The sequence below is a fragment of the Demequina activiva genome (assembly GCF_016862815.1).
GTDB classification, from domain to species: Bacteria; Actinomycetota; Actinomycetes; order Actinomycetales; family Demequinaceae; genus Demequina; species Demequina activiva.
The window spans coordinates 515,057-540,550 of sequence record NZ_BONR01000001.1 but is presented as its reverse complement, the minus strand read 5'-3'; the positions used below and the strand labels follow the sequence as shown (position 1 = coordinate 540,550).

General features: G+C 69.0%; 21 protein-coding genes and 1 pseudogene. 19 read left to right on the top strand and 3 right to left on the bottom strand.

What is annotated here, in order from left to right:
• Positions 1–2: 2 nt before the first annotated feature.
• Positions 3–659, bottom strand: coding sequence for a hypothetical protein (locus tag Dac01nite_RS02555; RefSeq protein ID WP_203653194.1), 657 nt, complete (start codon positions 657–659; stop codon positions 3–5).
• A 142-nt stretch (positions 660–801) separates the two neighbouring features.
• On the opposite strand from Dac01nite_RS02555, the gene Dac01nite_RS02550 reads away from it, so the two are divergent.
• From Dac01nite_RS02550 to Dac01nite_RS02520, 7 genes are all read left to right on the top strand, one after another.
• Positions 802–2,241 carry a tyrosine-protein kinase domain-containing protein gene (locus Dac01nite_RS02550; RefSeq protein WP_203653193.1) on the top strand — a complete coding sequence of 480 codons (1,440 nt, stop codon included), beginning with the start codon at positions 802–804 and terminating at the stop codon, positions 2,239–2,241.
• Between the two features lie 2 nt (positions 2,242–2,243).
• Positions 2,244–3,698: an arsenate reductase/protein-tyrosine-phosphatase family protein gene (locus Dac01nite_RS02545; RefSeq protein ID WP_203653192.1), complete on the top strand. Its 1,455-nt coding sequence runs from the start codon at positions 2,244–2,246 to the stop codon at positions 3,696–3,698.
• A complete protein-coding gene (locus Dac01nite_RS02540; RefSeq protein ID WP_203653191.1) occupies positions 3,695–4,018 on the top strand; it encodes a hypothetical protein in 324 nt (107 codons plus the stop codon). The genes Dac01nite_RS02545 and Dac01nite_RS02540 overlap by 4 nt, the downstream gene beginning before the upstream one ends.
• A 383-nt stretch (positions 4,019–4,401) precedes the next feature.
• Positions 4,402–4,668 (top strand): hypothetical protein, encoded by a 267-nt coding sequence (locus Dac01nite_RS02535; protein ID WP_203653190.1) that lies wholly within the window; start codon positions 4,402–4,404, stop codon positions 4,666–4,668.
• 198 nt (positions 4,669–4,866) lie between these two features.
• On the top strand, positions 4,867–5,424 hold the full coding sequence (locus Dac01nite_RS02530; RefSeq protein WP_203653189.1) for a hypothetical protein: 558 nt from the start codon (positions 4,867–4,869) through the stop codon (positions 5,422–5,424).
• Positions 5,425–5,568: 144 nt separating this feature from the next.
• The gene (locus Dac01nite_RS02525) at positions 5,569–6,012 is read left to right on the top strand and encodes a hypothetical protein (protein WP_203653188.1); all 444 of its coding nucleotides are present in this window, start codon (positions 5,569–5,571) and stop codon (positions 6,010–6,012) included.
• Between the two features lie 61 nt (positions 6,013–6,073).
• On the top strand, positions 6,074–6,640 hold the full coding sequence (locus Dac01nite_RS02520) for a hypothetical protein (RefSeq protein ID WP_203653187.1): 567 nt from the start codon (positions 6,074–6,076) through the stop codon (positions 6,638–6,640).
• A gap of 37 nt (positions 6,641–6,677) precedes the next feature.
• Here Dac01nite_RS02520 and metX read toward each other — a convergent pair whose 3' ends face one another.
• Positions 6,678–7,874 carry a homoserine O-acetyltransferase MetX gene (metX, locus tag Dac01nite_RS02515; protein WP_203653186.1) on the bottom strand — a complete coding sequence of 399 codons (1,197 nt, stop codon included), beginning with the start codon at positions 7,872–7,874 and terminating at the stop codon, positions 6,678–6,680.
• Between the two features lie 160 nt (positions 7,875–8,034).
• On the opposite strand from metX, the gene Dac01nite_RS02510 reads away from it, so the two are divergent.
• From Dac01nite_RS02510 to Dac01nite_RS02500, 3 genes are all read left to right on the top strand, one after another.
• Positions 8,035–9,534 carry a C40 family peptidase gene (locus tag Dac01nite_RS02510; protein WP_203653185.1) on the top strand — a complete coding sequence of 500 codons (1,500 nt, stop codon included), beginning with the start codon at positions 8,035–8,037 and terminating at the stop codon, positions 9,532–9,534.
• A gap of 304 nt (positions 9,535–9,838) precedes the next feature.
• Positions 9,839–10,390 carry a hypothetical protein gene (locus Dac01nite_RS02505; protein ID WP_203653184.1) on the top strand — a complete coding sequence of 184 codons (552 nt, stop codon included), beginning with the start codon at positions 9,839–9,841 and terminating at the stop codon, positions 10,388–10,390.
• Between the two features lie 241 nt (positions 10,391–10,631).
• A complete protein-coding gene (locus Dac01nite_RS02500; protein WP_203653183.1) occupies positions 10,632–15,311 on the top strand; it encodes an S-layer homology domain-containing protein in 4,680 nt (1,559 codons plus the stop codon).
• A 94-nt stretch (positions 15,312–15,405) separates the two neighbouring features.
• Here the strand turns inward: Dac01nite_RS02500 and Dac01nite_RS02495 are convergent, their stop codons facing one another.
• Positions 15,406–15,930, bottom strand: coding sequence for an inorganic diphosphatase (locus tag Dac01nite_RS02495; RefSeq protein ID WP_203653182.1), 525 nt, complete (start codon positions 15,928–15,930; stop codon positions 15,406–15,408).
• A 63-nt stretch (positions 15,931–15,993) separates the two neighbouring features.
• Here Dac01nite_RS02495 and Dac01nite_RS02490 point away from each other — a divergent pair, with 63 nt between their 5' ends.
• The 9 genes and pseudogenes from Dac01nite_RS02490 (at position 15,994) to folK (ending at position 25,493) form a co-directional block, all read left to right on the top strand.
• Complete coding sequence (locus tag Dac01nite_RS02490; protein WP_203653181.1) at positions 15,994–17,409, top strand: D-alanyl-D-alanine carboxypeptidase/D-alanyl-D-alanine-endopeptidase; 1,416 nt, start codon at positions 15,994–15,996, stop codon at positions 17,407–17,409.
• 51 nt (positions 17,410–17,460) lie between these two features.
• Positions 17,461–18,462 carry a tRNA lysidine(34) synthetase TilS gene (gene tilS, locus Dac01nite_RS02485; RefSeq protein ID WP_203653180.1) on the top strand — a complete coding sequence of 334 codons (1,002 nt, stop codon included), beginning with the start codon at positions 17,461–17,463 and terminating at the stop codon, positions 18,460–18,462.
• A gap of 27 nt (positions 18,463–18,489) precedes the next feature.
• Positions 18,490–19,026: a hypoxanthine phosphoribosyltransferase gene (gene hpt, locus Dac01nite_RS02480; RefSeq protein WP_203653749.1), complete on the top strand. Its 537-nt coding sequence runs from the start codon at positions 18,490–18,492 to the stop codon at positions 19,024–19,026.
• Between the two features lie 81 nt (positions 19,027–19,107).
• Positions 19,108–19,419 (top strand): annotated as a pseudogene (locus tag Dac01nite_RS12205) (type IV toxin-antitoxin system AbiEi family antitoxin domain-containing protein); the annotation flags it as partial.
• A gap of 15 nt (positions 19,420–19,434) precedes the next feature.
• A complete protein-coding gene (locus tag Dac01nite_RS02475; RefSeq protein WP_239066467.1) occupies positions 19,435–20,175 on the top strand; it encodes a DUF559 domain-containing protein in 741 nt (246 codons plus the stop codon).
• Between the two features lie 112 nt (positions 20,176–20,287).
• Complete coding sequence (gene ftsH / locus Dac01nite_RS02470; protein ID WP_203653178.1) at positions 20,288–22,363, top strand: ATP-dependent zinc metalloprotease FtsH; 2,076 nt, start codon at positions 20,288–20,290, stop codon at positions 22,361–22,363.
• Between the two features lie 10 nt (positions 22,364–22,373).
• A complete protein-coding gene (gene folE, locus Dac01nite_RS02465) occupies positions 22,374–23,018 on the top strand; it encodes a GTP cyclohydrolase I FolE (RefSeq protein WP_203653177.1) in 645 nt (214 codons plus the stop codon).
• Between the two features lie 2 nt (positions 23,019–23,020).
• Entirely contained in the window at positions 23,021–23,839 is an 819-nt protein-coding gene (gene folP, locus Dac01nite_RS02460) for a dihydropteroate synthase (RefSeq protein ID WP_203653176.1), read from the top strand.
• Positions 23,840–23,843: 4 nt separating this feature from the next.
• On the top strand, positions 23,844–25,493 hold the full coding sequence (gene folK / locus Dac01nite_RS02455) for a 2-amino-4-hydroxy-6-hydroxymethyldihydropteridine diphosphokinase (RefSeq protein ID WP_203653175.1): 1,650 nt from the start codon (positions 23,844–23,846) through the stop codon (positions 25,491–25,493).
• Position 25,494 lies beyond the last annotated feature (1 nt).

The window sequence follows — 25,494 nt, the reverse complement described above, 5'->3', positions numbered from 1 at the left end:
CCCTAGGGGCGCACCTGCCAGTCTGGCAGCGACGCCACCAGCTCGCGCATCGGCGCATACGTCTCGAGCAGCGCCGGCGGAGCCTGGTCCACGCTCGTCGAGCGCTCACGCCTCTGCGGCAGCGTGACCGGCAGTCCCGCGAAGTCGCTGATGCGATCGGCGTGTTCCCACAATGCCTCGTACCGCACGAAGGCGATGGGACCGAGCTCGCCGTCGAGCCACGAGCGCAGGTGCTCCTCGATGCGGAGGGCGTCCCGACCGATCAGGTCCTCGGGCGCGCATCGCGGCACGCCCAGGTGCTCGCAGTGCAGCGCCATCCACTCCGCAGAGTCGCTGCCGCGCTTGATGACTGACAGCGTGGACGCCACCGGGTCCCCGAACACGTAGAGCATGCGCGCACCGCGAGGCATCCGCGTGGGCGGGCGGTCATGCGACTTGTAGACCCGGCCCGAGCCCACCCGCAGGCCCTCGAGGCGCCATGCCTGGGCGCCGTAGTCCCTGCTGGGCGGCGCGACTCTCAGCACCGGCTTCGAGGCGCTGTTGCGGATCGCCATGAACAGCACCGTGGAGCCGCTGCGGCCGTAGCTGTTCACGATCACGGGACGGCCGATGCGCGAGGTGGCCTTCACGGCGACGGTGCGCAGGGCTTGGGGGACCATCGACTCGGCTCCTTCATCGCGGAATCGCCACGAGCCTACGCGAAGGACGTCGAGCGCGACGCGACCGCAGTGACCCGCCGGTGTCGGACCCGTCTCTGCCGTGAAGTAGCCTGAGTCCAGGCTGAGCAGTAGGAGACCCACGATGGAGCTGCAGGACTACGCGAAGGTGCTGCGCGCGCACTGGATCGCGATCGTGGCCTTCACGCTCGCCGGCGCTGTGCTCGCCTTCGCCTGGACGCTGACGCAGCCCAGGGTCTACACGGCGAACTCCTCGGCCATCATCACCACCGGCGTGAGCCAGGACCTGGGCCAGGCCCTCGTGGGCGACAACTACGCCAAGTCGCGAGTGAAGTCCTACGAGGACATCGCCACGTCCCGTCGCGTCGCGGAGTTCGCGGCCGAGGACCTGGGCCTGGAAGCCTCACCGCAGTCGCTCGTCTCCCGAGTCTCGGTGACCAACCCGCTCGACACCGCAGTGCTGCGCATCAGCGCCGATGCGTCCACGCCTGAGGAGGCCAAGGATCTGGCCGAGTCGTGGATCGAGGGCATGGTGGTCGCGGTCCAATTGCTCGAGAACAATGCCGACTCCGTCGAGCAGCTCCCTGACGAGGCGACGTCAGTGGTCGAGCTGCAGACCCTCGACTCCGCGGTTCTGCCCGGCGCCCCCTCCTCGCCGAATGTGCGCCTCGCGGTCGCGCTGGGCTTGATGGTGGGGCTCGCGTTGGGTGTCGCCTACGCCCTCGTTCGCGGAGCTGTGGACCGCCGCCTGCGCACCCCGGCGGACATCGAGAAGGAGTTCGACCTGCCGGTGCTGGGCGCACTCCCGTTCGACAAGCAGATCTCAGACACGGGTGCCGCCGCGCGCTCGACCGACTTCGCGACCACGGAGTCGGTGCGTGAGCTGCGCACCAACCTCCAGTTCATGGACGTGGACAATCCTCCGCGCATCATCGTGGTGACCTCCTCGCTGCCCGGCGACGGCAAGTCCACGGTGACGATCAAACTTGCGGAGGCCATCGCGGAGTCCGGCCAGCCCGTGGTGCTGGTCGACGCGGACCTCCGGCGCCCCCGGATCGCCGAGTACCTGGGCCTGGTGCCCGGGGCAGGGCTCACGGACGTGCTGGTGGGTCGTGCAACGTTGGATGAGGTGCTCCAGGAATACGGCCCCACCGGGCGGTTCCACGTGCTCGGGGCGGGCACCGTCCCTCCCAACCCTTCCGAGCTGCTGGGCAGCTCGACCATGCGCGAGACGCTGGACGCTCTCGACAGCAGCGCGCTCGTGCTGATCGACACCCCGCCCCTCATCCCGGTCACGGACGCCGCGATCCTCACCGCTCGCACGGATGGCGCCCTCATCGTGGTGCGCTCCGGCAAGACCACCATCGACCTCCTGGACCGCGCGCTGGTGAGCCTGGACAAGGTCAAGGGACGGGCGCTGGGGGTCATCGTCGACGGCATGGCGCGCAAGGGTCCCGACAGCCACTACTACGGCTACGCCTACGAGTACAGCGAGCGCGGTAAGGAATCGCCGACGACGCACCGGCGCCATCGCAGTGCCCCGATGGGTGGAGGCGGGAACTAGCAATGTCCACGATGCCCCCGGAGCCTTTCCGCGTGCTGATCGTGGACGTCGAGGGGGTGGGCCGTGCCCCCGCAGGCGAGAGGCTCCTCCGGCACGAACTCGCCTCGCGAGGGATCGGAGAGCACCTGATCCAGGTCGGCTCCGCAGGGTTGGACGCCGCTGACGGCGAGCCCATGCACCCTCGCACCGCGAAGGCGATCGAGGACCGCGGTGTGGACGCGTCCGGATACGTGCAGCGCACCCTCACTCCTGCCATGGTCGCGGACGCGGACATGATCATCTGCGGCCGCGGCGAGGACCGTGACGAGGTGGTGCGGCGCATCCCGCGAGCCAGGCGCAAGGCGTTCTCGCTCTCCGAGATCTTCTACCTGTACGAGCTGGTGGTGGCGATCGCGCCGCTTCGGGAGCACCCTGCCCTGCTGAGCTCGCGGGTGGCGGACGCGAACCTGTCCAACGACTTCGACCTTCCACCGTTGACGGACGATCCGGACGCCTCCGAGGCGCGCGTGGAGATGCTCGCGGACCACATCCAACGTGCCGCCTTCTGGATGGCAACCATCTGGGAGTCCATGCTTCCGGAGAACATCGCCTCCAGGCCATCGCCCTCGGCCGGCGACATGTTCGTGGACATCGATGCGCTGGGCGTGAAGGTCCGCGTGGTGTGCCATGGCGACGCGCCCTTCACGTTCTCGACGCTCGTGGAGCGCACCTGGCTATGGCTGCTCGCCCCGACCGCGCACGAGGAGCCCGACGTGACCATCTCCGTCGCCGTGTTCGAGGAGGAGTCGCGCCGGCTCGAGGCCCGGTCCCAGGGCTGGCTCACGTATCACTCCCTGGACCAGGCCATGCACTTCCTGTCCTCAACCGTCACGGTGCGGGCGATCGACGCACGTGCCGGCGAACTGGTGATGCTGCATGCCGCAGGCATCGCGACAGACACTGGCGAGGTGGTGGGCTTCATCGCCCCGTCCGGCACCGGCAAGACCACGCTGGCGCGCACGTTGGGCCGGCACTACGGGTATGTGACGGACGAGAGTCTCGCCGTGACATTCGACGGCACGGTGCTGCCGTATCCCAAGCCGTTGTCCGTGATCACGGATCGAGTGGCCCGGCTCAAGGAGCAGATGCCCGCCCATGATCTGGGCCTGCTGCCGGCACCGGAGAACCTCCGGCTCGCACGGGTGGTGCTGCTGGACAGACGGGACGATGCGCCGGAACAGCCCACCCTCGAACCCGTCTCGCTCTTGCTTGGCATGGCGGAGATCGCCGAGCAGACCAGCTACCTGCCGCGCCTGCCCGCACAGCTGCATACCCTCGCCCACGTGATCGAGGACGCCGGCGGAATCTGGCGGCTGTCCTATCGAGAGTGCGAGCAGCTGGTGCCGCTGCTTCCTGCACTCGCGAGCGGTCAGGACCTTGGCGCTCATCCAGAGGTAGTCGAAGGCGGAGCCGCGTGAGCCTGCCTGGGTTCCCGGACCCCGTCGATGCGAAGGACACTGACCGCGTGATCGCTCACGTGGACAGTGTGCTCGAACGCGACGGAGAGATGCTGGTGCTGCGGGGGAGCGACCTCACCCTCCTGTCGCCGCTGGCCTCGGCGCTGGTGGCGACAGTGCGAGCACGCGAGTACTCCGTCGGTCAGCTTGCCGCGCGCCTCTCTGCGCAGTTCGGGCGTCCCGAGGGCATGGACCCCGGGGTTGCGGTCCGCCAGGTCCTCGGAGCGCTCCAGGAACGCGGCCTCATCGAGGTGCGACCGCCGCGCGAGCGCCCCAAATGACCACTCTCGTCCCCTTTGCCTGGCACCGTGTCGAAAAGTTTCGTGTGACACACGTCATAGAGCGTGTCTTGGCCTGTCCCATCCCTTAGCATGACCGTGCGCGCATGTGGGGGCGGAACCCCATGGCGCAATGCAGTGAGAGGGACACATCGATGGCATCGAATGTTGTAGACCAAACTGCGCCGGGCGAGATGTCGCGCCGGCGTGTGCTGATCGGGACAGCGTGGGCGACGCCCGCCGTGGTGGTAGGGCTCGCCGCACCGCCGGCAGCAGCTTCAGGGGGGACTCCGCCAGCGGATCCCCTGTCGGACACCACCGTGACGCTCCTGTCCAGCAATGGACAGGCCGACGTCCTGCGGGCGAGTATCGTGCTTCCAGCCGGTGTGACGCTCTCGGGCGTCACGGTACTGGTGACGTGGACCAAGTCCACGGCGAATGGGCCTAACCCGTACGTGTGGATCCCGGCCTGGAGCACCCCCCAGCGCTCGACTGGCTCCGACTCCTTCACGCGCGCCTCGCTCGCCACAGGAGACTTGTTCGACATTGAGTTCTTCAAGGCCGCGCCAAACTCCGGCTACACGGTGACCATCACGGGCACCACGTCGGGTGGCCAGCAGGTCTCGCGCGCGTTCCCGGGGATTCTTCCCTAGGCGAGCGGGAACACTGCTCGGCCCCTCTTCGTTCTCAGTACTGAGAAGGATGAAGCACGTCACACTGCGTGTCGTCGGCCCTCTCATTCATTAGCATGCGAGTACGGCAATCCGCTCCCGCCCGAGGCGCGAACTCGGAACACGGTGTCCGCAAGGACATCTGGGCGAGTTGCCAAGACAAGTTGAGTAGGTAGGACGATGGCACAGAAGGAAGCAGCGCCCGCGCGCGTCAAACACGACGTTTCGAGGCGCCGCATCATCGCCGGCGCGGCGTGGGCAACCCCCGCGATCATCGTGGGCCTGTCCGCGCCACCGGCGGCTGCGTCAGTGAGCGAACCCAGTCCCAACGATGGGACCGTCACCATCGGCGCCGGAGTCACACAGATCGGTAGCAACAGTGGTCAGCCGATCTATGACATCCAGTACCGACCCCTCAGCTTCGCGGGCAGCGCGGGCGTCTACCCCGTGGCTCTCGAAGTGCGGGCGAGCTTCCCCGCATCCGCCGTCGCGTCCCCGATCGTGATCGGAAACCTCCCCGGGCCCTACGGCTGGCTGATCTCCGCGCAGACCACTGGATCCAACGTCGATCTTGTCTTCACGAAGGATCCGCAGGTGAGCTTCCAATACTCGATCCCCGGCCTGCAGGGCTGGATCCGAGCCAAGTCACCCGCCGTGAGCCTGTCCACCATGGTCGTGGTCTCGGGTGCGACCAACGCTGGCGGCACCGTCACCGGATCATCCGTCTTCACGTTCTAGCGCGACCGTCTCAAGCGCCGGCGGGGCTGGCGGCAGGAGCCCTTGGCGGTACGCTGGTTCGAGCATCAGCAGACCGGTGGCGAGGGAGGCTCTTCGATGGTCCGTGGTGACGGTCCCCACGTCCCCCTCTCGCGGCGGCGGATCATGGTCGGCACAGCGTGGGCCACGCCGGCCATCATCCTGGGCGTCGCAGTGCCGCGGGCCGCCGCGTCCACCACTGCGGGCATCATCGACATCGTGGTAACCCCGAGCGGCAACGAGGACGAGATCGATGCGACGGTGGTCATACCGGACGGTGAGTCGATCACGGACATCCTCGTGACCGTCACGTGGAGCAGCCAGCCTGCGGGTTCCGGGGTCAGCGTTGGCCCTGACTTGGGATGGCAGCCGTCGGCGACATCCGACGAGGTGCCGGTCGCGACCTTCTCGAGCAACGCCGTCGTCGACAGCAGCGGCGTTCTGGTCATCTCGATCGTGAAGGGTCAGTCGGTTGCCGGCGACGACAATGACTTCACCATCAGGATCGACGCGACGCACGTCCAGACCGGAACTCGAGTGTTCTCCGAGGCATCCGGGGACTACACGTAGCGCGCAGTTGTCTGATTCTGTGACGGACCTTTACCCTGGCCGTAGACCCGGAGGAGGAGCTGTGACCGATCGCCGACGTCGCCCTGAACTCTCCCGCCGCCGCATTCTGACAGGCGCCGCCTGGTCCGCTCCGGCCGTGGTGATCGCAACCTCCGTGCCCGCGCGGGCCTCGTCCACTGCGGTGACGGCGACGGGAAGCTGGCTGGTGGTGACGAGCGCCACGCTGACGCCGCAGTCGAGTGGCTTCCTTGTCGAGGCGCGGTTCGACGCCGCATTCAACATCTACAACGACACGGGCGCGTTCGTGGGCACCAGCACGTCCCCCGAGCAGGCACTGCAGGACGTGGACTTCTTGAGTTGGCCCGTGGCCTGGGTGGCAACGCTCCGTGATGCTGGAGGCAATGCCGTCGATGCGGCATCGGGCACCGGAGTCATTGCAGTGGACCCGGCCTCCGGGGGAAGCGTCCAGGTCGGGTTCGGACCTGTGATCGTCGACGCGGGAGGCCCCGGCAGCTTTGTGCTCGACGTCGTACTGTCTTCCTCGCAGGTCGCCACAGTAGACGCCACAGGTGACTCGTTCGGCGTCGCCGATGCCGAGCGGTTCAGTCCGCCCGCGACACTCCCCTGAGGCGAGTACCTCGCCGTCGACGGACGATCCACCTCCGCTACAGTCCGGCCTCGAACTCCGCCATGAAGGCGTTGAGCTGGCCGGACTCCACCAGGAACCCGTCGTGACCCACAGGGGAGTGGACCACCTTCACACCGGCGGATCCTGAGAGCGCGGCGTCGAGGCGCTGCGAGTTCTTGAGCGGGTAGAGCCGGTCCGAGTCCACCGCCACCACCAGCGCGGGGTCGGTGTAGCGGGCGAGTGCCGTCTCGACGCCTCCGCGACCCCTGCCCACGTCGTGACTCTGGATCGCTTGCGCGAGGCGGAGGTACGTGTTCGCGTCGAAGCGCCGCGCGAGCTTGCGGGCGTGATGCTGCAGGTAGGACTGGATGGCGAACATGCCGCCCTTGCCCAGCGGGTCACCGCCGCCCTGATACGTGCGCCCAAAGCGCTCCGCGAGCTCGCCCTCGGAGCGGTACGTGGTGTGCGCGATCATGCGCGCGATGCCTAGGCCCGTGTGGGGTCCCTCGCCGTCGGCAGCGTCGTAGTAGTCGCCGCCGCGGAAGTTCGGGTCGGCCTGGATCGCCGCGAGCTGCGTGGTCGACCACGCGATCTGGTCCGCGGTGACGGCGGCCGTCGAGCCCACGGGAGCGATCGCGCCTACGCGCCCCGGCGCCATGACCGTCCACTCGATCGCTCGCATGCCGCCCATGGACGGCCCGGCGATGAGCCGCCAACGCTCGATGCCCAGAGCATCGGCCAGGCGGATCTCTGCGCTCACCATGTCGCGCATGGTCACGTAGGGGAAGCGCGAGCCCCACGGCTTGCCGTCCTCGGGATGAGCGCTGGCTGGGCCGGTGGTGCCTTGGCAGCCGCCCACGACGTTCGCCGAGACGATGAAGTGGCGAGCGGGATCGATGGGCTTGCCCGGTCCCACCATCGCGTTCCACCACCCGCCGGTGTGGTGGCCGGGCTCGGCGGGGCCCCACACGTGCATGTCGCCCGTGAGCGCGTGCGCGATGTACACGGCGTTGTCCTTGGCGGCGTTGAGCTCGCCCCAGGTCTCGTATGCCAGCGTGACGTCGGGCAGGGTGCCGAGCGGGTCCGCCTCGAGCGGGAGGTCGCCGATGGGCATGAAGACACGGCGCCCTGGGTGGTCGCCCTCTCGCCATGCGGCCGATGCGGGGATGGGCGCTCCTGCGCCCGGACCCTCGTCGGCGGCCCAGGCGTCCGTCTCGATGCCGTCGTCGTCCATGCCGCCACCCTAGGGCACGCGCGCAGGGGGGCGGTCGTGTCCTGTTTGCCACCGAGGGGTAGCCGATCCGCGCGTTTGCGTTTACTATCTGACAGGTGAGTCGCATGTGACAGATGTGACAACAGTGACGACAGTGACGAGAGAATCGGCGAGGGGCACGATGGCGCAGCGACTGCTGGATGGCCGCATGTCCGTGCGCGTCCTGGTGCTGGGTCTGGTGGGCGCGCTCACCTTCACCGGCCTGGTGGCGTTCCCCGTCGCGCCCGCCGCTGCCGCCGACTACCCCGGCCAGGATGAGATCGCCGCCGCGCGAGCTGCCGCGGCGGACGCCGCCGCCGGAGTGTCCCAGCTGGACGCCGCGATCGCGCAGCTCGAGGACGCCCTGCACGAGGCAGACGTGGCCGCCCGCCTCGCGGACGTGGACTACCACGAGGCCCAGGAGGCCAACGTGGCCGCCCAGCGCAGCCTCTACGCCGCCAACGCCCAAGCCGAGGAGGCCGAGCAGGCCCTCGCGCAGGCCAAGACCGGGCTCGCGAGCGTGGCCATGGCCGCCTACCGCAACGCCGGCAGCTTCGACGAGTTCGAGGCCCTGGTGAAGTCCGATGGCTTCGACGAGGTGATCCAGCGATCGGAGTCGCTCGACCGCGCCTCCGCGGATGCCGATGCGACGGTCCAGGAGGTGCGCGCCGCGGAGATCGTCGCGGAGACCACTCGCGAGTACGCAGAGGAGGCCGCGGTGACCGCCGATGCCGCTGCCGCCGCCGCCGAGGACGCTCTCGCCACCGCCCAGTCCGCACGCGAGGGCGCGCAGCAGGCCGTGTCCGATGCCGCATCCGCCCGCGACGCCGCCATCGCCCGCGCTGCCGCGCTGCGCGGTGTGAGCGCCGAGCTCGAGCGCGAGCGCCAGGACGGCCTCGCCGCCGAGCGTCAGGCCCGTCAGCAGGCCCAGTTCCAGGAGGAGCAGAAGCGCCTCGAGGAGGCCGCTGCGGCCGAGCAGGAGCGAGAGAACGCTTCCTCCGGTGGATCGAGCTCCGGCTCCGGCGGCTCGCAGACCGGTAACAACACGGGTGGATCGAACTCGGGTGGATCGAACTCGGGTGGGTCCGGCTCGGGTGGTTCCAGCTCCGGTGGGTCCAACTCTGGTGGTTCCAGCTCGGGTGGATCGAGCGGCGGCGGTTCGACCCCCGCTCCTCAGCCGACCGAGACCAATCAGCCCGAACCCGTCGAGACCACCCCGCCGCCCGCACCGGAGCCAGAGCCCGAGCCGAGCAACAGCTGGCGCTCGAGCGCGAGCCAAGGCGCGACCGCTGCCGCGCATTCGCTGACGCTCCAGGGAGCGCCGTACGCCTACGGCGGCAACGGCCCGGCGTACGACTGCTCCGGGCTCACCTCCGCCTCGTGGCGCCAGGCCGGCATCTCGATCCCGCGATCCTCGCGCACGCAGTACGCAGGAGTGTCGCTGCTGCCCTACAGCCAGCTGCGCAAGGGAGACCTGGTGTTCTGGGGCTCCGGCAAGAACGCATCGGCCATCTACCACGTCGCCATCTACGTGGGCGGCGGCCAGGTCATGGAGGCCACCACGCCCGGCAACACCGCCAAGGTGCGCAACATGTACAACTGGGCCGTGGGCGACATGATGCCGTACATCGGCCGCCCGTAGCCCCGCGCCCGTAGCCCTCGCGTCCGTCGCCCCGCAGGCCCCGCCGTTCCTGCCGCTCCCGCCGTCCATCACACGGACGTGGCGCGTGAGGTGGATGCGGCGCGTGTGAATACTCGTGCGTCTCAGGTCTCGCTCCCGTCACAGATGTGTGTTGGCGGGCCGGCGAATCCCACGCTGCCCCCACGCGACACGCCGGTTCGTTTAGATATGGCGATGATCACAGATCTGCGGATTGCCGTCATTGGCAGGGCTGATACCGGTCCCATAGTGCGACCGTTCCGCTGTCCCTGAGGAGCACCGCACCATGCACTCGACCACAGGCGCCCAGCCCTACGAGCCCGTCGGAGCCGCATGGCGCCAGCAAGCACTCCGTGTGGTGCATCGCGCACCTGAGGCCGCGCTGTCCACCCTCCCCACGGGCCACGCGGCCCTGCTGCCGGGCCGCACCTTTGCGCAGCATGGACTCCTGGGCGAGCCGGACGCCCTGGTGGTCGCGTTCGCCGTCGAGAACCGTGGCCGCGGCGTCGCTCCCCTCGCGGAGCTGTCCGTGTCCTTCTCGGTGCCCGGCGTGCTGTTCGCGGAGGACGGCTCGGTGCAGGCGGGGTGGCAGGAAGGCGAGGAAGGGTGGTCCGCCACTGCCGGGCGCATCGGTGACGAGGCGCAGGTGGGTCTGTCCCATCGCGGGACCGTGCTCGACGGTGCGACCGTGGGGGGCGCGTTCCGGATTCTGCTGCGACCCGACGCGGATCTGTCGCGCACCCGGATCGAGGTGACCGCCACGGGCTTCGCGCAGATCCCCGAGCGACCCGTGATGCCGTCCGCGCTCGCCGTTGCCGTGGATCGGCTCGAATTCTAAAGGCCGCTTCGGAGGCTCTTTACTGAACATTTGGTGACGGCAGGACTGCGCCCCACGTTCGTTTCGCGACTCGCGCTGTGCGTTGCTGTGCGTGGAGCGCGCGGCGGCACCTCGTGCTTTCTTTCACCCCTGGAAAACTGTCCGTTTTGCACTCTGGACAGCACCGTCCGGTTCCCGTATGTTCTCGTCAACAGCAATGCCGTACGTCTGCGTCATTGTGGTGTATTCCGTAGGGGGAATAGTGACGATCGTGCTCTCGCGCGCCTGGAAGTCCAGCATTGCCACAGCGACCATGGCGGCGTGGACCGCGGGCGCGATCACTGCAACGGCGGGAGCCGCCGCTGCCGTCGAGACCGGGAGCATCTCCGGCACCGTCACGTTGCCGGCGGGCGCGCCCGCCGAGTGGCTCGCTGGAGTCGCCGTCGAGATCACGTCGGTGGACGGCGCGTACTACGACATGGTCTCCGTCGAGCCCGACGGATCGTATGCGTTCGATAGCTCGGCCGATCACGACTACTTTGTACGGGCGCAGGTCGATTCGTATTGGGATGGTGCCTGGGAAGAGTTGGTGCAGCCCAATCTCCTGAGCGAGTACCACGACGGCACATGGTTCGAGTCGGAGGCATCCACCGTCACCGTTGCGGGCGCGGCCGTCGACAATGTCGACTTCGAGCTCGACATGGGACAGGTGCTCTCAGGCACCGTGAGTGTCGCGGAAGGGGCGTCAGCAGAGGTGCTCGCTGGCGAAGTGCGCATCGCGGCGGAGCTCGATCACTGGACGGGATGGCACATCAGTTCGACCTACGTCTCGCTCGAGGACGGTGCCTACGAATTGGTCGGGATGTACCCGTTGAATTACACGGTGTACTTCTCCGGTTCAGGGTTTGGAGAGACTCACACCAATGTGGTCGCCGAGTACTACGACGACGCGACGGACTGGGACAGTGCAGATCGCGTCAACCTGGCTGGCGGTGACGTCTCCGGCGTCGACGCTGTCCTTGAGGAAGGGCGTTCGCTCTCCGGCATTGTCTCGCTTCCGGAAGGCGCGCCACTGGAGTGGCTGCGAGGTGTGCGAGTAGAGGTCCTCGATGCGTCTGGAAACTACGTCACGTACGCGGATGTCGACTCTGAGACCGGGGCCTACGCTGCGGTAGGCCTTCCAGCGCAAGAACTTGCGGTTCAGGTGAGCGCCGGGTGGTACTGGAACGATGAAGACGAGCAGGTGGTCCCCAACCTTCTCTCGGAGTACTACCTGGACGCCTACGACCTCGACGACGCCACGCTGGTGGACCTGACCGCGGGCGCTGCGGACCAGATCAACGTCACTCTCGACTACGGCCGCTCCATCAGTGGCACCGTCTCGCTCGAGACAGGAGCCGAGACTTCGCTGGCGGAGCAGCAGGTATCTGTGTCCGCAAGCTTCTACTACGGCGACGACCTTGGCTGGGATCAAGCCGGCGAGCCTGTGTATGTGGATGCTGAGACCGGCCACTACGAGATCACCGGTCTTGAGCCGGGCAACTACCGCCTCACCTTCGGGTCCAGCCCGGCGCCGGAGGTGGCGGTCGCTGCGATGCGCGAGCACTATGACGATGCGTCGATCTTCGACCAGGCAACGGATGTCGACGTCTCCGCCGAGTCCGCGACTGGCATCGACGCCGAGCTTTCGATGGGCAGCACGCTGTCTGGGCAGCTCACTCTTCCCGACGGCGTGGCCGCATGGTGGATGGAGTACGTCAACGTGTTTCTGGAGGGCGACGGCAACGATGTGTACCTCGACGCCTATCCCGCGGCTGACGGAACCTGGTCAGTGCGCGGCGTGCCTGACGGCGACTACCGCCTTCTCTTCATGGTCGGGGATGTGAACTGGGAGTCGAGCGGCATTTTGAGCGAGTACTACGACAACGCGCTCTCCTACGACGACGCCCAGATCATCACGGTCAGCGGCTCGCACATCACGGGCCTCGACGCCTCTCTCGAGCTGGGCAACAGCATCACCGGCGCCGTGACCATCCCCGAGTCGGTTCCTGACGCCGCACTGCGTGAGATCGCCGTCTCCGTCGAGGGCCTGGGCGAGGACTACTTCTGGGGCAGCACCTACGTGCGTGCAGATGGCACGTACGAGGTCGCCGGCCTGCCCGACGGCGACTACAACGTGTACTTCGAGCCCAACGACTACTGGGACGAGGACACCGAGGACTACATCAACCCCGGCCTGCTGGGCGAGTACTACGACAACACGTACTCGTGGGACGAGGCAGCGGTGCTGACCGTCGACGGCACGGACGTCACGGGCATCGATGCCCACCTCGACCTTGGCACCAGCATCTCCGGCACGGTGACTCTCGCGGAGGGTGCGGACCCGTCGCTGCTCGAGCAGGGTGTGATCGCCCAGGCTGAGAGCGCCGACTGGGACAGCGCCATCTGGGACTCGGGCTATGCCGAGGTGGACCCGGAGACCGGCGACTTCACCATCGCCGGGCTTCTCCCGGACCAGTACGTTGTTCAGTTCGTCGGGATGGAGACGTGGGACGAGGAGAGCGACACCTACTCCACCACCAACATCTCGCCTGAGTACTTCGACGACGTCACCGGCCGTGACGACGCCACGTGGGTGGATGTGCGGGACGAGGCCGCGACGGGGATCGACGCCGAGCTCGAGGAGGGCGGCTCCATCTCCGGAACCGTCACTCTCGACGCGGGCGCTGACCCCACGCTCATCGCGCAGGGCATCGACGTGGCCGTCGAGACCCTGCAGGGCACCTTCTACGCCGACTCCCGGGTCGACCCGGACACGGGAACGTACACGGTGAGCGGGCTGCCGCACTCGGACTACACCGTGTACTTCTCCGGCGGCTGGAACTGGGAGACGGAGACCGAGACCCGCACCAACGTGGTCAGCGAGTTCTACGACAACGCGTACACCTGGGAGGACGCCACACCGGTGACCGTCGACGGCGCCGCGTCGGGCATCGACATCTCGCTCGCCGAGGGGCGCACGATCTCCGGCACCGTCTCCGTCGACTCTGAGGGTGATCCGGCGGCGCTGGCGGGCGTGTGGGTGTACGTGGAGGACATGGAGACGGGAGCCTCTGAGGGAGCCTCCGTCAACCCCGAGACAGGGGCCTACAGCATCGCGGGCCTGGGGTCGGGTTCATACATCGTCGCCTTCCAGGCAGACGGGTACTGGGACAGCGAGACCGACGAGTACATCAACTCCAACCTGCGTTCGGAGTACTACGACGACGCGTTCAGCCGTGAGGATGCCGATGCCGTGGTGGTCGGAGCCTCCGACATCAGCGGCATCGACGCCGAGCTGTCGAGCTTCCAGACCGGTTCGCTCGAGGTCGACCTCTCGTACCCTGGCGACGCTCCTTATGGAGGCACGATGTGCCTGCAGGTGGAGACAGCGAGCACGGGCGAATGGCTCGACTCGCAGTGCATCGACACCACGATCGATCTGCCGCTCACCTTTGAGGGCCTGCCCACGGACAAAGCGGTTGTGGTCAGCGCGATGGACGATGAGGGCTCGTGGCTGGCTTCGCAGTACCTGGGCGGCAGCAACCTCCCCGGTACGGGCACCGAGATCGCGCTCGTCGCCGACGACACTGTGTCGGTGACGCTGGCGGTGCAGCCCGTTGGCACGATCTCCGGAACGGTCGTGTACGAGGACCTGGCCGAGGTGGTTGGCGACGGCTACGCGGACGTCCTCATCTACACCGAGCGCGCGCTCGGCGAGTGGGTGCAGGTGGCGTGCTCCGAGTGTGGAGGCGACGTCGACCCGCTCGCTTCCACGGTGACGGACGAGGCGGGCGCGTTCACGGCGGTCGGTCTCGTGGCGGGGGACTACAAGGTGGGCTTCCGTCCTGACGCCGCCGAGAGCGCCTACATCGACGGCGAGATCGGTGCACCTACGGTGTTCTACGGCGGCGAGGACCTCGCATCTGCCACGGTGGTGACGCTGACCGCGGGTGGCGCCCGCACCGGCATCGACGCGGTGCTGCCGCTCGCGGACGGCTCGGATCCTGATCCGACGTTTGCGGTGTCGGGGTCGGTGTCGTTGCCGTCGGGTGCGAGCTCGGCGTTGCTGGGTTCGGTGCAGGTCAAGCTGTACTCGGGTGCGTCGGTGGTGGCGTCCACGAGCGTGTCGGGTGCTGGCTCGTGGAGCATCGGTGGAGTGGCCGCTGGCGACTACAAGGTGAAGTTCGACTACACCGGCAGCGATGGTGCGTTGATCGACGAGTTCTATGACGACGCGTCCACGCTGGCGGGAGCCAGCGTGGTGTCGGTGACCGATGAGAATGTGACGGGCATCGACGCGCTGCTGGCGGTCAAGGCGGTGGACCCCAAGCCTGAGCCGGAGCCGACGTATGGTTCGTCGTTCCCGGATGTGCCGAAGTCGAACTCGTTCTACAAGCACGTGTCGTGGTTGTCGGAGTCGGGGATCACGTCGGGCTATTCGAACGGGTCGTTTGGGCCGACGGATCCGGTGACGCGTGGTCAGATGGCGGCGTTCCTGTACAAGCTGGCGGGGTCGCCGGCGTATACGCCGCCCAAGGTGTCGCCGTTTGCGGATGTGTCGACGTCGAACGTGTTCTACAAGCACATCACGTGGTTGGCGGATGAGGGCATCACGTCTGGTGTGGGTGATGGTTCGAAGTTCGCGCCGTCGTCCGAGGTGACGCGTGGTCAGATGGCGGCGTTCTTGTACAAGCTGGCTGACTCGCCCAGCTTCAAGGCTCCGTCGAAGGCGTCCTTCCCTGATGTGCCCACGTCCCACACGTTCTTCAAGCATGTGGAGTGGCTGGCGGACACGGGGATCACATCCGGGTATGGGTCGGGCAAGTTCGGGCCTGGTGACGACGTGACCCGCGGCCAGATGGCCGTGTTCCTCTACAAGTACGACCGCCTCGACTTCTGACGAGACCCGGCCCGCGCATCGGCCGGGCTGGCCGTGGGCAGACGAAAGGCCCGGACGCTCTCCAGCGTCCGGGCCTCTCGCGTACGTGTGCGACCTAGTGACCCGGCGGCGGGATCAGCGGGTTCATGTGCTCGAACGGCGTGCCCTTGGCCCGCTCGAACGAACGGCGGATCTCCTCCTCGGCCCGCTCGCGCCCCTCCCAGTGGGCACCCTCGACGGACTTGCCGGGCTCGAGGTCCTTGTAGACCTCGAAGAAGTGCTGCACCTCGAGACGGTGGAAGTCGGAGATGTCCGTCAGCTCCTGGCGCCACGCCTGACGCTGGTCGCCCATGGGCACGCACAGCACCTTGTCGTCGCCGCCGGCCTCGTCGCGCATGCGGAACATGCCCAGCGCGCGGCAGCGGATCTGGCAGCCGGGGAACGTGGGCTCCTCCAGCAGCACCAGCGCGTCCAGCGGGTCGCCGTCCTCGCCCAGCGTGCCGTCGATGAAGCCGTAGTCGTCCGGGTAGCGGGTCGACGTGAACAGCATGCGGTCCAGCTTGATGCGGCCGGTCTCGTGATCCACCTCGTACTTGTTGCGCGAGCCCTTGGGGATCTCGATGGTCACGTCGAATTCCATGACAGTCCTTGTGTCGGTGAACGGTTGCTGGGTACTAGTGTGGCCTAAGTCCGGAGGTGGCGCGTGCGCGGCAAGGTGCTGGCGGGAATTCTTGTCCCCGCAGTGGTGATCGTGGGCGCAGGAGGCTACGCGTGGGCGGACGCCCAGGACATCGTGCCCGGCTGGATCACCGCCGCACCCGTACCCGTCGCCCCTGCTCCGTTCCTCACCGCGGTGCCCGTCGAGCCGTCCCCCGCCCCCGCATCGGCTGTATCCCTGGTGACGGCCGATGCGCCCGTGCCGTCCGCGTCCGTGGTGCAGTCGCTCGCGGCGGAGGTTCGCGCGGACGAGCGCACCGGCGAGTCCACCAACGTGTCCGTGGTGGACGCCCTGACGGGTGAGGTCTACGCGGACGTCGACGCCGCTGAGGTCCAGGTGCCCGCGTCGACCACGAAGGTGCTGACCGCCGTGGGTGCCGTCGCGGACCTGGGCCCCGATCACCGCATGACCACCGCCGTCACCTGGGATCCCAGCGGGCGAGTCCTCACCCTCGTCGCCGGTGGCGACATGCTGCTGGCGGCCGATGCCGGACACGGCGGGGCGGGCGAGGACGCCAACGGCTGGGCCGGGATGGGCGACCTCGCGCGCGACGTCGTGGAGACGCTGGGCGATGGCGTCTCCGGCGAGGTCGAGCTGCGCGTGGACGACTCGGCCTTCGCGGGGCCGGCCGTCAACCCGGACTGGCCGCAGTACGCGCTCGACCTGGGATACGTGGCGCCCGCCTCCGGCCTGGCGGTGAACATCGCACGCATGACGGACGAGCACTACGCCCAGCGCTTCGACGACCCCTCCCTGGCGGCGGGCGACGTGCTCGCGTCCCGGCTCTCGGAGGCGGGCCTCAGCGTGGGCGAACCCGAGCGCGGCGTCTCCCCGGCATCGGCCGTCGAGGTGGCCGCTGTCCAGGGCGCGCCGCTGTCCGAGGTCGCGTACCTGCTGCTGCGTGACTCGGACAACACCATCGCGGAGATCGTGGGACGCGTGCACGCCCTCGAGACGGGCCGCGCCACCACTCCCACAGGCGCCGCCGCGGCGACCATCGCGGGACTGGCGTCCATCGGGGCGCCGGTGGACGGACTGGTGCTCAACGACGGTGCCGGGTTCTCCGAGGACAACCGCATCGCGCCCGCGCACCTCACCGGAGCGATCGTCGCGGGCCTGGCCGCAGAGCCCACCGAGGATCTGCTGGACTGGCTTCCCGTGGGCGGGCTCGAGGGCACCGTGGCGAGCCGCTACGCGGACACCGACGCGGCGGGCGCGCTGAGGGCGAAGACCGGCTCGCTCACCGGAGTCACCGCGCTCGCCGGAACGGTGCAGACGGCCGATGGACGGCTGCTCGCGTTCGCCGTTCTCGCGGATGGCATGCCCTACGGACAGGAGCGACCTCGCGCCGCGATGGACGAGCTCGTGCTGGCTTTGGCAGGATGTGGCTGTGAGGGTTAGCCGAGTGCTCGGGCGCGGCCGCAGCTGCATCGCGGGGATCGCGGTGACCACGTGACGGGCCCGCACCCCTCCGTCGCCGCGGTTCGCAACGCCGTCCGGGAGGCGCTCGACGGCTGCGACATCGGCACCCGCGTCTGGGTCGCATGCTCCGGCGGGCCGGACTCGTTGGCGCTGGCGGCCGCCACCGGGTACGTCGGTCGCAAGGAGGGCTACCTCACCGGTGCGATCATCGTCGACCACGGCCTGCAGGCGGACTCCGGGGTGGTGGCCGAGCGCGCCGCCGCCGAGGTGCGCCGCGCAGGCATCCACACCGTCTTCATCGAGAAGGTGGTCGTGGGACGCGAGGGCGGCCTCGAGGCGGCCGCGCGCAACGCCCGATACATGGCCCTCAACAACCGCATCGACGCGGAGGGCGGGCTCAACCCGCACCTCCTCACCGGCCACACCATGGACGATCAGGCGGAGACGGTGCTTCTGGCGCTCGCGCGCGGCTCCGGTGCTCGCGCCCTGTCCGGCATCCCCGCCAGGCGCGGGCGCATCGTCCGTCCCCTGCTGTCTCTGCGGCGCAAGGACACCGTGGCGGCTTGCCAGGCTCTCGGACTGAACCCGTGGCACGACCCCACCAACCTTCACCCCGACGGCCCCAAGCGCTCACAGCTGCGCACCAAGGTGATGCCCGCGCTCGTGGACGTCCTGGGCCCCGGCGTCGTGTCCGGGCTCGCGCGCTCCGCCGCACTCCTGCAGGCCGATGCGGACGAGCTGGAGCGCCAGGCGCGCTCCGCGATGAGCACCTCCGCCTCCGCGGTGCGCGGCGAGGAGTGGCGCTGCGACATGCTGGCCGCGCTTCCGGATGCCATCCGCTCGCGCATGATCAAGATGCTCGCGGAGAACAAGGGCGCCGGGCCTCTGACAGCGGCCCACGTGACGGCGATCGACCAGCTCATCACCGACTTCCGCGGCCAGGGCGCAGTGTCCCTGCCAGGGGGCTTCGAGGCCCGCAGGGAGTATGGAAGGCTGGTCATCATCGATCCCCACAAGAAACCGTCCCCCTAGGAGCAGCGCGTGGATCCCCAGTTCGACATGGACGACTTCACCAAGGTGATCGTCAGCGAGAACGACATCGCCCGGAAGCTGGACGCGCTGTCCGAGCAGATCCGTGCGGACTACGAGGGCAAGGACCTGCTGCTCGTGGGAGTGCTCAAGGGCGCCGTGATGGTGATGGCGGACCTCGCGCGCCGCATGCCGCCCACCGTGCAGATGGACTGGATGGCGGTGTCGTCCTACGGCTCCGGCACCAAGTCCAGCGGCGTGGTGCGCATCCTCAAGGACCTCGACGCGGACCTCTCCGGCCGGCACGTGCTGATCGTCGAGGACATCATCGACACCGGCATCACGCTCCACTGGCTGCTGGGCAACCTGCGCTCGCGCGGCGCCGCCTCCGTCGAGGTGGCCGCGCTGCTGCGCAAGCCGGACGCCGTGCAGGTCGAGGTGCCGGTGCGCTACCTCGGGTTCGACATCCCCAACGAGTTCGTGGTGGGCTACGGCCTCGACTACGCAGAGTCCTACCGGACGCTGCCCTTCGTGGCGATCCTCAAGCCCAGCGTCTACGGCGAGTAGGGGCCTCCGGGTCGAGCGGCCCCCGGCACCCGGGACCTGCTGAGGCCCCAGCTGCCGACAGTTCGAACCAATCCGGGCGGCGTGCACTGCGTGTCGGAACCTCCGGGGGCGACCTCAGCGGTGTGTCGGTGCCTTCGAGGTTCACTCTGTCGGCGAGCCGGGCCACTCACTCTCCACACGCGCTGGACAGAGCGCACCTCTCCACAGTTCGGACGCGATCCAGGTGCCGCCATCGCTGCGGCGATCCAGGGTCGCCATGTGGACCCCATTACGGCGCTTCGACTCCATCGTGGCGTCGCGCGGTGGACGGAGCTGCAACGTGCCGGGGTCGCTCGCTCCACTCTTCTCGAGGCCTGCGGCAACGGTCAGATCACGCGGCCGCACCGGGGCGTCTTTGCTCTGCCGCGAGTGCCACGCGATGAGGTGCTGGCTCACGTCTTCCGGGCGCAACTGACCTGTGTCAGCTGGTGCGCGCGGGCCGACCTTCCGGTCTACCCGACGCCTGGAGCCACGCACCTCTCGGTGCCGCAGAGCCGCGGCATGGGGCTCCCGCGCGCTCGGCCGGTGGATGAGGTGCTCGTCCACCGTGTACGAGACTCGCCACGGTCGGCTGCCGACCATGTGGACCTGGCCTGTCTGTGTATCCCTCCCCGCGAGCAGCTCGCCGTCGTGGATGCGGCAATGCGGCGGGGCCTGCTGTCTCGCGAGCAGCTGGAAGCGTTCTCGCAGGGTTCGTCTGCTCGTCGGCGTTGGCTGGACCAGATGGCCGATGCGCGCAGCGAGTCGCTCTCGGAGACGTGTGCGCGAATCGAGCTCATCGAGGCTGGGCTCAGCGTGGAGCCGCAGTGCGAGCTTCCCGCCGTTGGTCGCGTCGACTTCCTCGTCGAAGGCGCCGTGGTGGTCGAGATCGACTCCGAGGCGCACCACGCGGGCGAGAAGGCGCGTGCTCGCGATGGGAGGCGCGACCGCGCGGCCATCACCCAGGGCTTCTCGCCACTGCGCTACATGTTCCACGACGCGCTTGAACGACCGGGCGAGATCGTCGCCGACGTCGTCGCGACGTTGATGCGGATGGGGCGCCTGACCCCGACAGTTCGAACCAAACTGGATCAGGCAGCGCGCGTGTCGGGTTGGCGAAGCCTCCGGTAGTCGGGGTGTCGGGGAAGAATTGGTTCAAACTGTCTCGCCGGGCGGGACGGACCCACGCCGTCAGCGAAACCATTCCGGCGCGCACCCGCACTCGCGTAGGCTCTAGACCACCATGAAGAAGGTCCTCAACTTCCGCTTCCTGATCCTCCTCGTCCTGGCAGCGGTGCTGATCGGGTGGCTCGTGCCCAGCCTGTTCTCGCCGCGCGTCGAGCGGATCGACACGTCCACGGGCTTGGAGATCCTCGACACGGGGCTGGTCGACAGCGCGAAGATCGTCGACATCGACCAGCGAGTCGAGCTCGGCCTGACCGAGGACTGGGCCGCCGACCTGCCCGAGGACGCGCCCGAGGACTGGGCCGAGTACCCGGGCAAGGTCGAGTTCCTCTACGTCGCGCCGCAGGGCGAGCAGATCGTGGACGCGATCGTCGCCGCGGACCTGCCCCAGGGCTACGACTCGGATGTGAACCGAGGCTCCGTGTGGAGCACGCTGCTGTTCACCTTCCTGCCCATCCTGCTGCTCGTGGGCCTGTTCTGGTTCCTGATGTCGAGCATGCAGGGCGGCGGCGGGCGCCTCATGAGCTTCGGCAAGTCCAAGGCCTCGCTGGTCACTCCTGACACCCCCACCGTGAAGTTCGACGACGTGGCCGGTGTGGAGGAGGCGGTCGAGGAGCTCAAGGAGATCGAGGAGTTCCTCGAGAACCCCGCCAAGTTCCAGGCGGTGGGCGCCAAGATCCCCAAGGGTGTGCTGCTCTACGGCCCTCCTGGGACGGGAAAGACCCTGCTGGCACGCGCCGTCGCTGGTGAGGCTGGCGTGCCGTTCTTCCACATCTCCGGCTCCGACTTCGTCGAGATGTTCGTGGGCGTGGGCGCGAGCCGCGTGCGCGACCTGTTCGATCAGGCCAAGAAGAACGCCCCGGCGATCATCTTCGTGGACGAGATCGATGCGGTGGGACGTCACCGCGGCGCCGGCATGGGTGGCGGGCATGACGAGCGCGAGCAGACCCTCAACCAGATGCTGGTCGAGATGGACGGCTTCGACATCAACACCAACGTGATCATGATCGCGGCGACCAACCGTCCCGACATCCTCGACCCCGCGCTGCTGCGCCCGGGCCGCTTCGACCGCCAGGTGGGCGTCGAGGCCCCCGACCTCAAGGGCCGGCAGAAGGTGCTCGAGGTGCACGCGAAGGGCAAGCCCATCTCGCCCGAGGTGGACCTGGACGCGATGGCACGCCGCACGCCCGGCTTCACGGGCGCGGACCTGGCGAACGTCCTCAACGAGGCCGCACTGCTCACGGCTCGTCGCGACCAGCAGCTGATCGGACCCCACGAGCTCGACGAGGCCATCGACCGCGTGATCGCCGGCCCGCAGAAGCGCACCCGCATCATGAACGAGCATGACCGCTCGGTGACCGCGTATCACGAGGGCGGACACGCACTGGTGGCCGCGGCGATGAACCACACGGACCCCGTCACGAAGGTGACGATCCTGCCGCGCGGTCGCGCCCTGGGCTACACGATGGTGATGCCGCAGGAGGACCGCTACTCCAAGACCCGCAACCAGCTGCTCGACAACCTGGCGTACGCCATGGGTGGGCGCATGGCGGAGGAGATCGTGTTCGGCGACCCGTCCACGGGCGCGAGCAACGACATCTCGCAGGCCACCGAGATCGCCAAGCAGATGGTCACGGAGTTCGGCATGTCCGCGGACGTGGGCTCGGTGCGCCTCGCCGGCAGCTCGGGCGAGGTGTTCCTGGGCCGCGACATGGGCCACGGCCGCGACTACTCCGAGGACCTCGCGGCGACGGTGGACCGTGAGGTCCGCGCCCTCATGGACAGCGCGATGGAGGAGGCGGCCAAGGCGCTGCAGTCCAACCGCGCGCTGCTGGACTCCCTCGCCGAGCAGCTGCTCGAGAAGGAGACCCTCAACGAGACCGAGCTCGCGGAGATCTTCGCCAAGGTGAAGAAGGCGCCGCGCCGCAAGCACTGGGTGAGCGGCGACTGGGCGCCCAAGTCCGCCCCTCGCAAGAAGCCCGTGACTGCGCCGCCGCCTCCCAAGGAGGAGCCCTCGGACACCCTCCCCACGGAGCCCACGGACGTGGGCACGGGCGGGACGGGCACGGCCGATGCGCGCGCTGAGCAGGCGGACGGCTCCAGCGATCCTGGCACCAGGTCCGACGCCGAGTAGCGTGGGTCGCATGAGCGAGGACACCACGCAGGGGCACGTCCCGGGCCCCGTGGATGCCGAGCCCGCGCGGCCGGCGGCCGGCGCATCGGCCGGCATCGATCAGCGCCGAGCCCAGGCTGCGGTGCGCGAGCTGCTGCTCGCCATGGGAGAGGACCCCGACCGTGACGGGCTGAAGGACACCCCGGCCCGTGTCGCCCGTGCCTACGAGGAGTTCTTCTCCGGCCTGGCCCAGAGCCCCGAGGATGTGCTGAGCGCGGTCTTCGAGCTGGGGCACGAGGAGATGATCCTGGTCAAGGACATCGAGCTGTACTCGATGTGCGAGCACCACCTGGTCCCGTTCCATGGCGTCGCGCACGTGGCCTACATCCCGGGCGAGGACGGCCGCATCACCGGACTGAGCAAGTTGGCTCGCTTGGTCGAGGTCTACGCTCGCCGCCCGCAGGTGCAGGAGCGCCTCACTACGCAGGTCGCGGACGCGCTCGTCGAGCACCTGGGCGCCCGCGGCGTGATCGTGGTGGTCGAGGCCGAGCACCTGTGCATGTCGATGCGCGGAGTGCGCAAGCCCGGCTCGCGCACGGTCACCAGCGCGGTGCGGGGAGTGATGCGCGACGGCGCCACCCGCGCGGAGGCCATGAGCCTCATCCTGGGGAAGTAGCCATGACGCTCGTCATGGGCATCCTCAACGTCACCCCGGACAGCTTCAGCGACGGCGGGAGGTTCCTGACGGCCGATGCCGCGATCGCCCAGGGCCTCGAGCTCGCCCGGCAGGGCGCGGACATCATCGACGTGGGCGGCGAGTCCACGCGCCCCGGCGCTGAGCGCGTCGAGCCCGGCGAGGAGGTCGAGCGCGTGCTGCCGGTGGTCGAGGCCCTCGCGGCCGAGGGGTTGACGGTCAGCATCGACACGATGCGGGCCCGCACGGCCCGGGCGGCCGTGGACGCGGGCGCGCGGCTCGTCAACGACGTCTCGGGTGGGCTGGCTGACCCTGACATGGCCCGCATCGTCGGGGAGCTGGAGTGCGAGTACGTCGCGATGCACTGGCGCGCCCACAGCCCCCAGATGGATGCGACGGATGCCTACCGCGATGTGGTCGCCGAGGTCCGCGACGAGCTCGCCGCCCGCGTGGACGCCCTGGTGAGCGCCGGCGTCAGGCCCGAGCGCATCGTCCTGGATCCGGGGCTGGGCTTCTCCAAGGTGACGGACTCCAACTGGCCGCTGCTGGCGCGCATGCGCGACTGGGCCGGCGACCACCGCGTCCTGGTGGGAGCCTCGCGCAAGCGGTTCCTCGGGGCAGCGATCGCGCGTGACGGCGTGGATGCGGCGGACCCCGCGGCTCGCGAGCATGCCACGACGGCGATCACCGCCCTGTGTGCGGACCGCGACGTCTGGGCGGTGCGCGTCCACGATGCTCGCGCGGCCAGGGACGCCGTCCAGGTCGTGTCCGCTTGGCAGAACGCCCTCGACCCGGAACTATGAGGCTATGACCATCACTGCGCGTCCCTATGTCAAAGACGGCATCGAGCTCGACCAGATCGCGGTCGAGGGGATCCGCGTCAGCGGGTACCACGGTGTCAATGCGAACGAGCGGGAGGACGGCCAGCTGTTCCTCGCGGACGTGGTGGCCCACGTCAACACGCGTGCGGCAGGCGGCGGCGACGACCTGTCCAAGACGGTGAACTACTCGGACCTGGCGGACAAGGCCGCAGAGGTGCTCGCCGGCAGCCCCTTCAAGCTCATCGAGGCGGTCGCGGACCACATCGCCCGCGAGCTGCTCGACTTCGAGGGCATCCAGTGCGTGGACGTCACGGTGCACAAGCCCCAGGCGCCGCTGCACGTCGAGTTCAAGGACGTCACCGTCACGATTCGTCGCGACCTGCGCGACGGCGGGCTCTGGGCCGCGAAGCGCATCGGCTCGTCTGCGGGCTTCTCCGACGACCCCAACTCGCCTGAGGGCAGCCACGCCCCGCGCGACATCATGGACGAGCGCCCCGCGCAGCCGGTGGGCGCGATCATCGCGATGGGCGGCAACCTGGGCGAGGTCGAGCCCACGTTCCGCGAGGCGCTGTCCGAGCTGCACCGTGTCAACGGCGTGACCGTCGTGAACGTCTCGCCGCTCGTGCGCTCCACGCCCGAGGGCGGCGCGCAGCAGCCCGACTACCTCAACGCCGTGGCCCGCATCGAGACGTCGCTGGCGCCGCGGGAGCTGCTGGCAGCGCTCCACGGCATCGAGATGGTGCACGGTCGCGACCGCACCGTCGCAGGAGCCGCGCGCACCCTCGACCTCGACATCGTCACGGTGGACGGCGTCGTCGGCGAGACCGAGGACCTCACGCTGCCGCACCCGCGCGCCCACCAGCGCGGGTTCGTGGTGCTGCCGTGGGTGGCCATGGAGCGCGATGCCGTGCTCGAGCCGCACGGATCCGTCGCTGACCTGGCGCGCCAGGCGCAGTTCGACGGCGTGACCCTCGTGAGCGCCGAGTGGCCCCGCGTGCCGGCACCGGAGGCGTCGCCCCAGACCGCGGAGACGCCTCGGGTCGCCCCGGCAGACGAGGCACCGGCCGATGCGCCGGCCGACGCGCAGGCCGAGCCGCCGGCCGATGCCCCCGCCGCGTTCAGCGCGCCCGTCGAGGACGCCTCGGCGCAGTCCGCTCCGCAGCCGCAGTCCGTGCAGGACGCGCCCGTGACGCCGTACTCCGCGCCCAGCGCCCAGCCCTCCGCGCCCGAGGCGCCCCAGCAGCCCAGTGCGCCCCCGGCCCAGCCGAGCGTTCCCACCTTCCAGCCGTCCGCATCGGCGCCCTCGGCGCCCGCGCCGGCGCCCAGCGCTCCCAGCTACCAGCCGCCGGCGACGTTCACGCCGGCTCCCGCATCGGCCCCCGAGCCGAGCGTGCCGTCGTTCGACTCCGCGATCGTGGGCGACGATCAGCCCGTGTCGCCCTACGACGCACCGTCGGTGCCGGCGGGCCAGTGGGCGCCGGTGAGCGAGGAGTCCGCACCTGCCGAGCCGTCGGCGCCGCAGGCCCCCAGCGCTCCGCAGCCGCCCACCACGGGGACGGTGCCCACGCGCCAGTCGTTCGGCGTGGCGCGTCAGAGCCCGCCGCCCGCGGAGGGCAGCGCCGACGGCAACTCGTAGG

Coding starts and splice junctions, on each gene's coding strand:
- Dac01nite_RS02555 (WP_203653194.1), bottom strand. CDS start 659: ATGGTCCCCCAAGCCCTGCGCACCGTCGCCGTGAAGGCCACCTCGCGC.
- Dac01nite_RS02550 (WP_203653193.1), top strand. CDS start 802: ATGGAGCTGCAGGACTACGCGAAGGTGCTGCGCGCGCACTGGATCGCG.
- Dac01nite_RS02545 (WP_203653192.1), top strand. CDS start 2,244: ATGTCCACGATGCCCCCGGAGCCTTTCCGCGTGCTGATCGTGGACGTC.
- Dac01nite_RS02530 (WP_203653189.1), top strand. CDS start 4,867: ATGGCACAGAAGGAAGCAGCGCCCGCGCGCGTCAAACACGACGTTTCG.
- Dac01nite_RS02525 (WP_203653188.1), top strand. CDS start 5,569: ATGGTCGGCACAGCGTGGGCCACGCCGGCCATCATCCTGGGCGTCGCA.
- metX (WP_203653186.1), bottom strand. CDS start 7,874: ATGGACGACGACGGCATCGAGACGGACGCCTGGGCCGCCGACGAGGGT.
- Dac01nite_RS02510 (WP_203653185.1), top strand. CDS start 8,035: ATGGCGCAGCGACTGCTGGATGGCCGCATGTCCGTGCGCGTCCTGGTG.
- Dac01nite_RS02505 (WP_203653184.1), top strand. CDS start 9,839: ATGCACTCGACCACAGGCGCCCAGCCCTACGAGCCCGTCGGAGCCGCA.
- Dac01nite_RS02495 (WP_203653182.1), bottom strand. CDS start 15,930: ATGGAATTCGACGTGACCATCGAGATCCCCAAGGGCTCGCGCAACAAG.
- hpt (WP_203653749.1), top strand. CDS start 18,490: ATGGACGACTTCACCAAGGTGATCGTCAGCGAGAACGACATCGCCCGG.
- ftsH (WP_203653178.1), top strand. CDS start 20,288: ATGAAGAAGGTCCTCAACTTCCGCTTCCTGATCCTCCTCGTCCTGGCA.
- folE (WP_203653177.1), top strand. CDS start 22,374: ATGAGCGAGGACACCACGCAGGGGCACGTCCCGGGCCCCGTGGATGCC.
- folP (WP_203653176.1), top strand. CDS start 23,021: ATGACGCTCGTCATGGGCATCCTCAACGTCACCCCGGACAGCTTCAGC.
- folK (WP_203653175.1), top strand. CDS start 23,844: ATGACCATCACTGCGCGTCCCTATGTCAAAGACGGCATCGAGCTCGAC.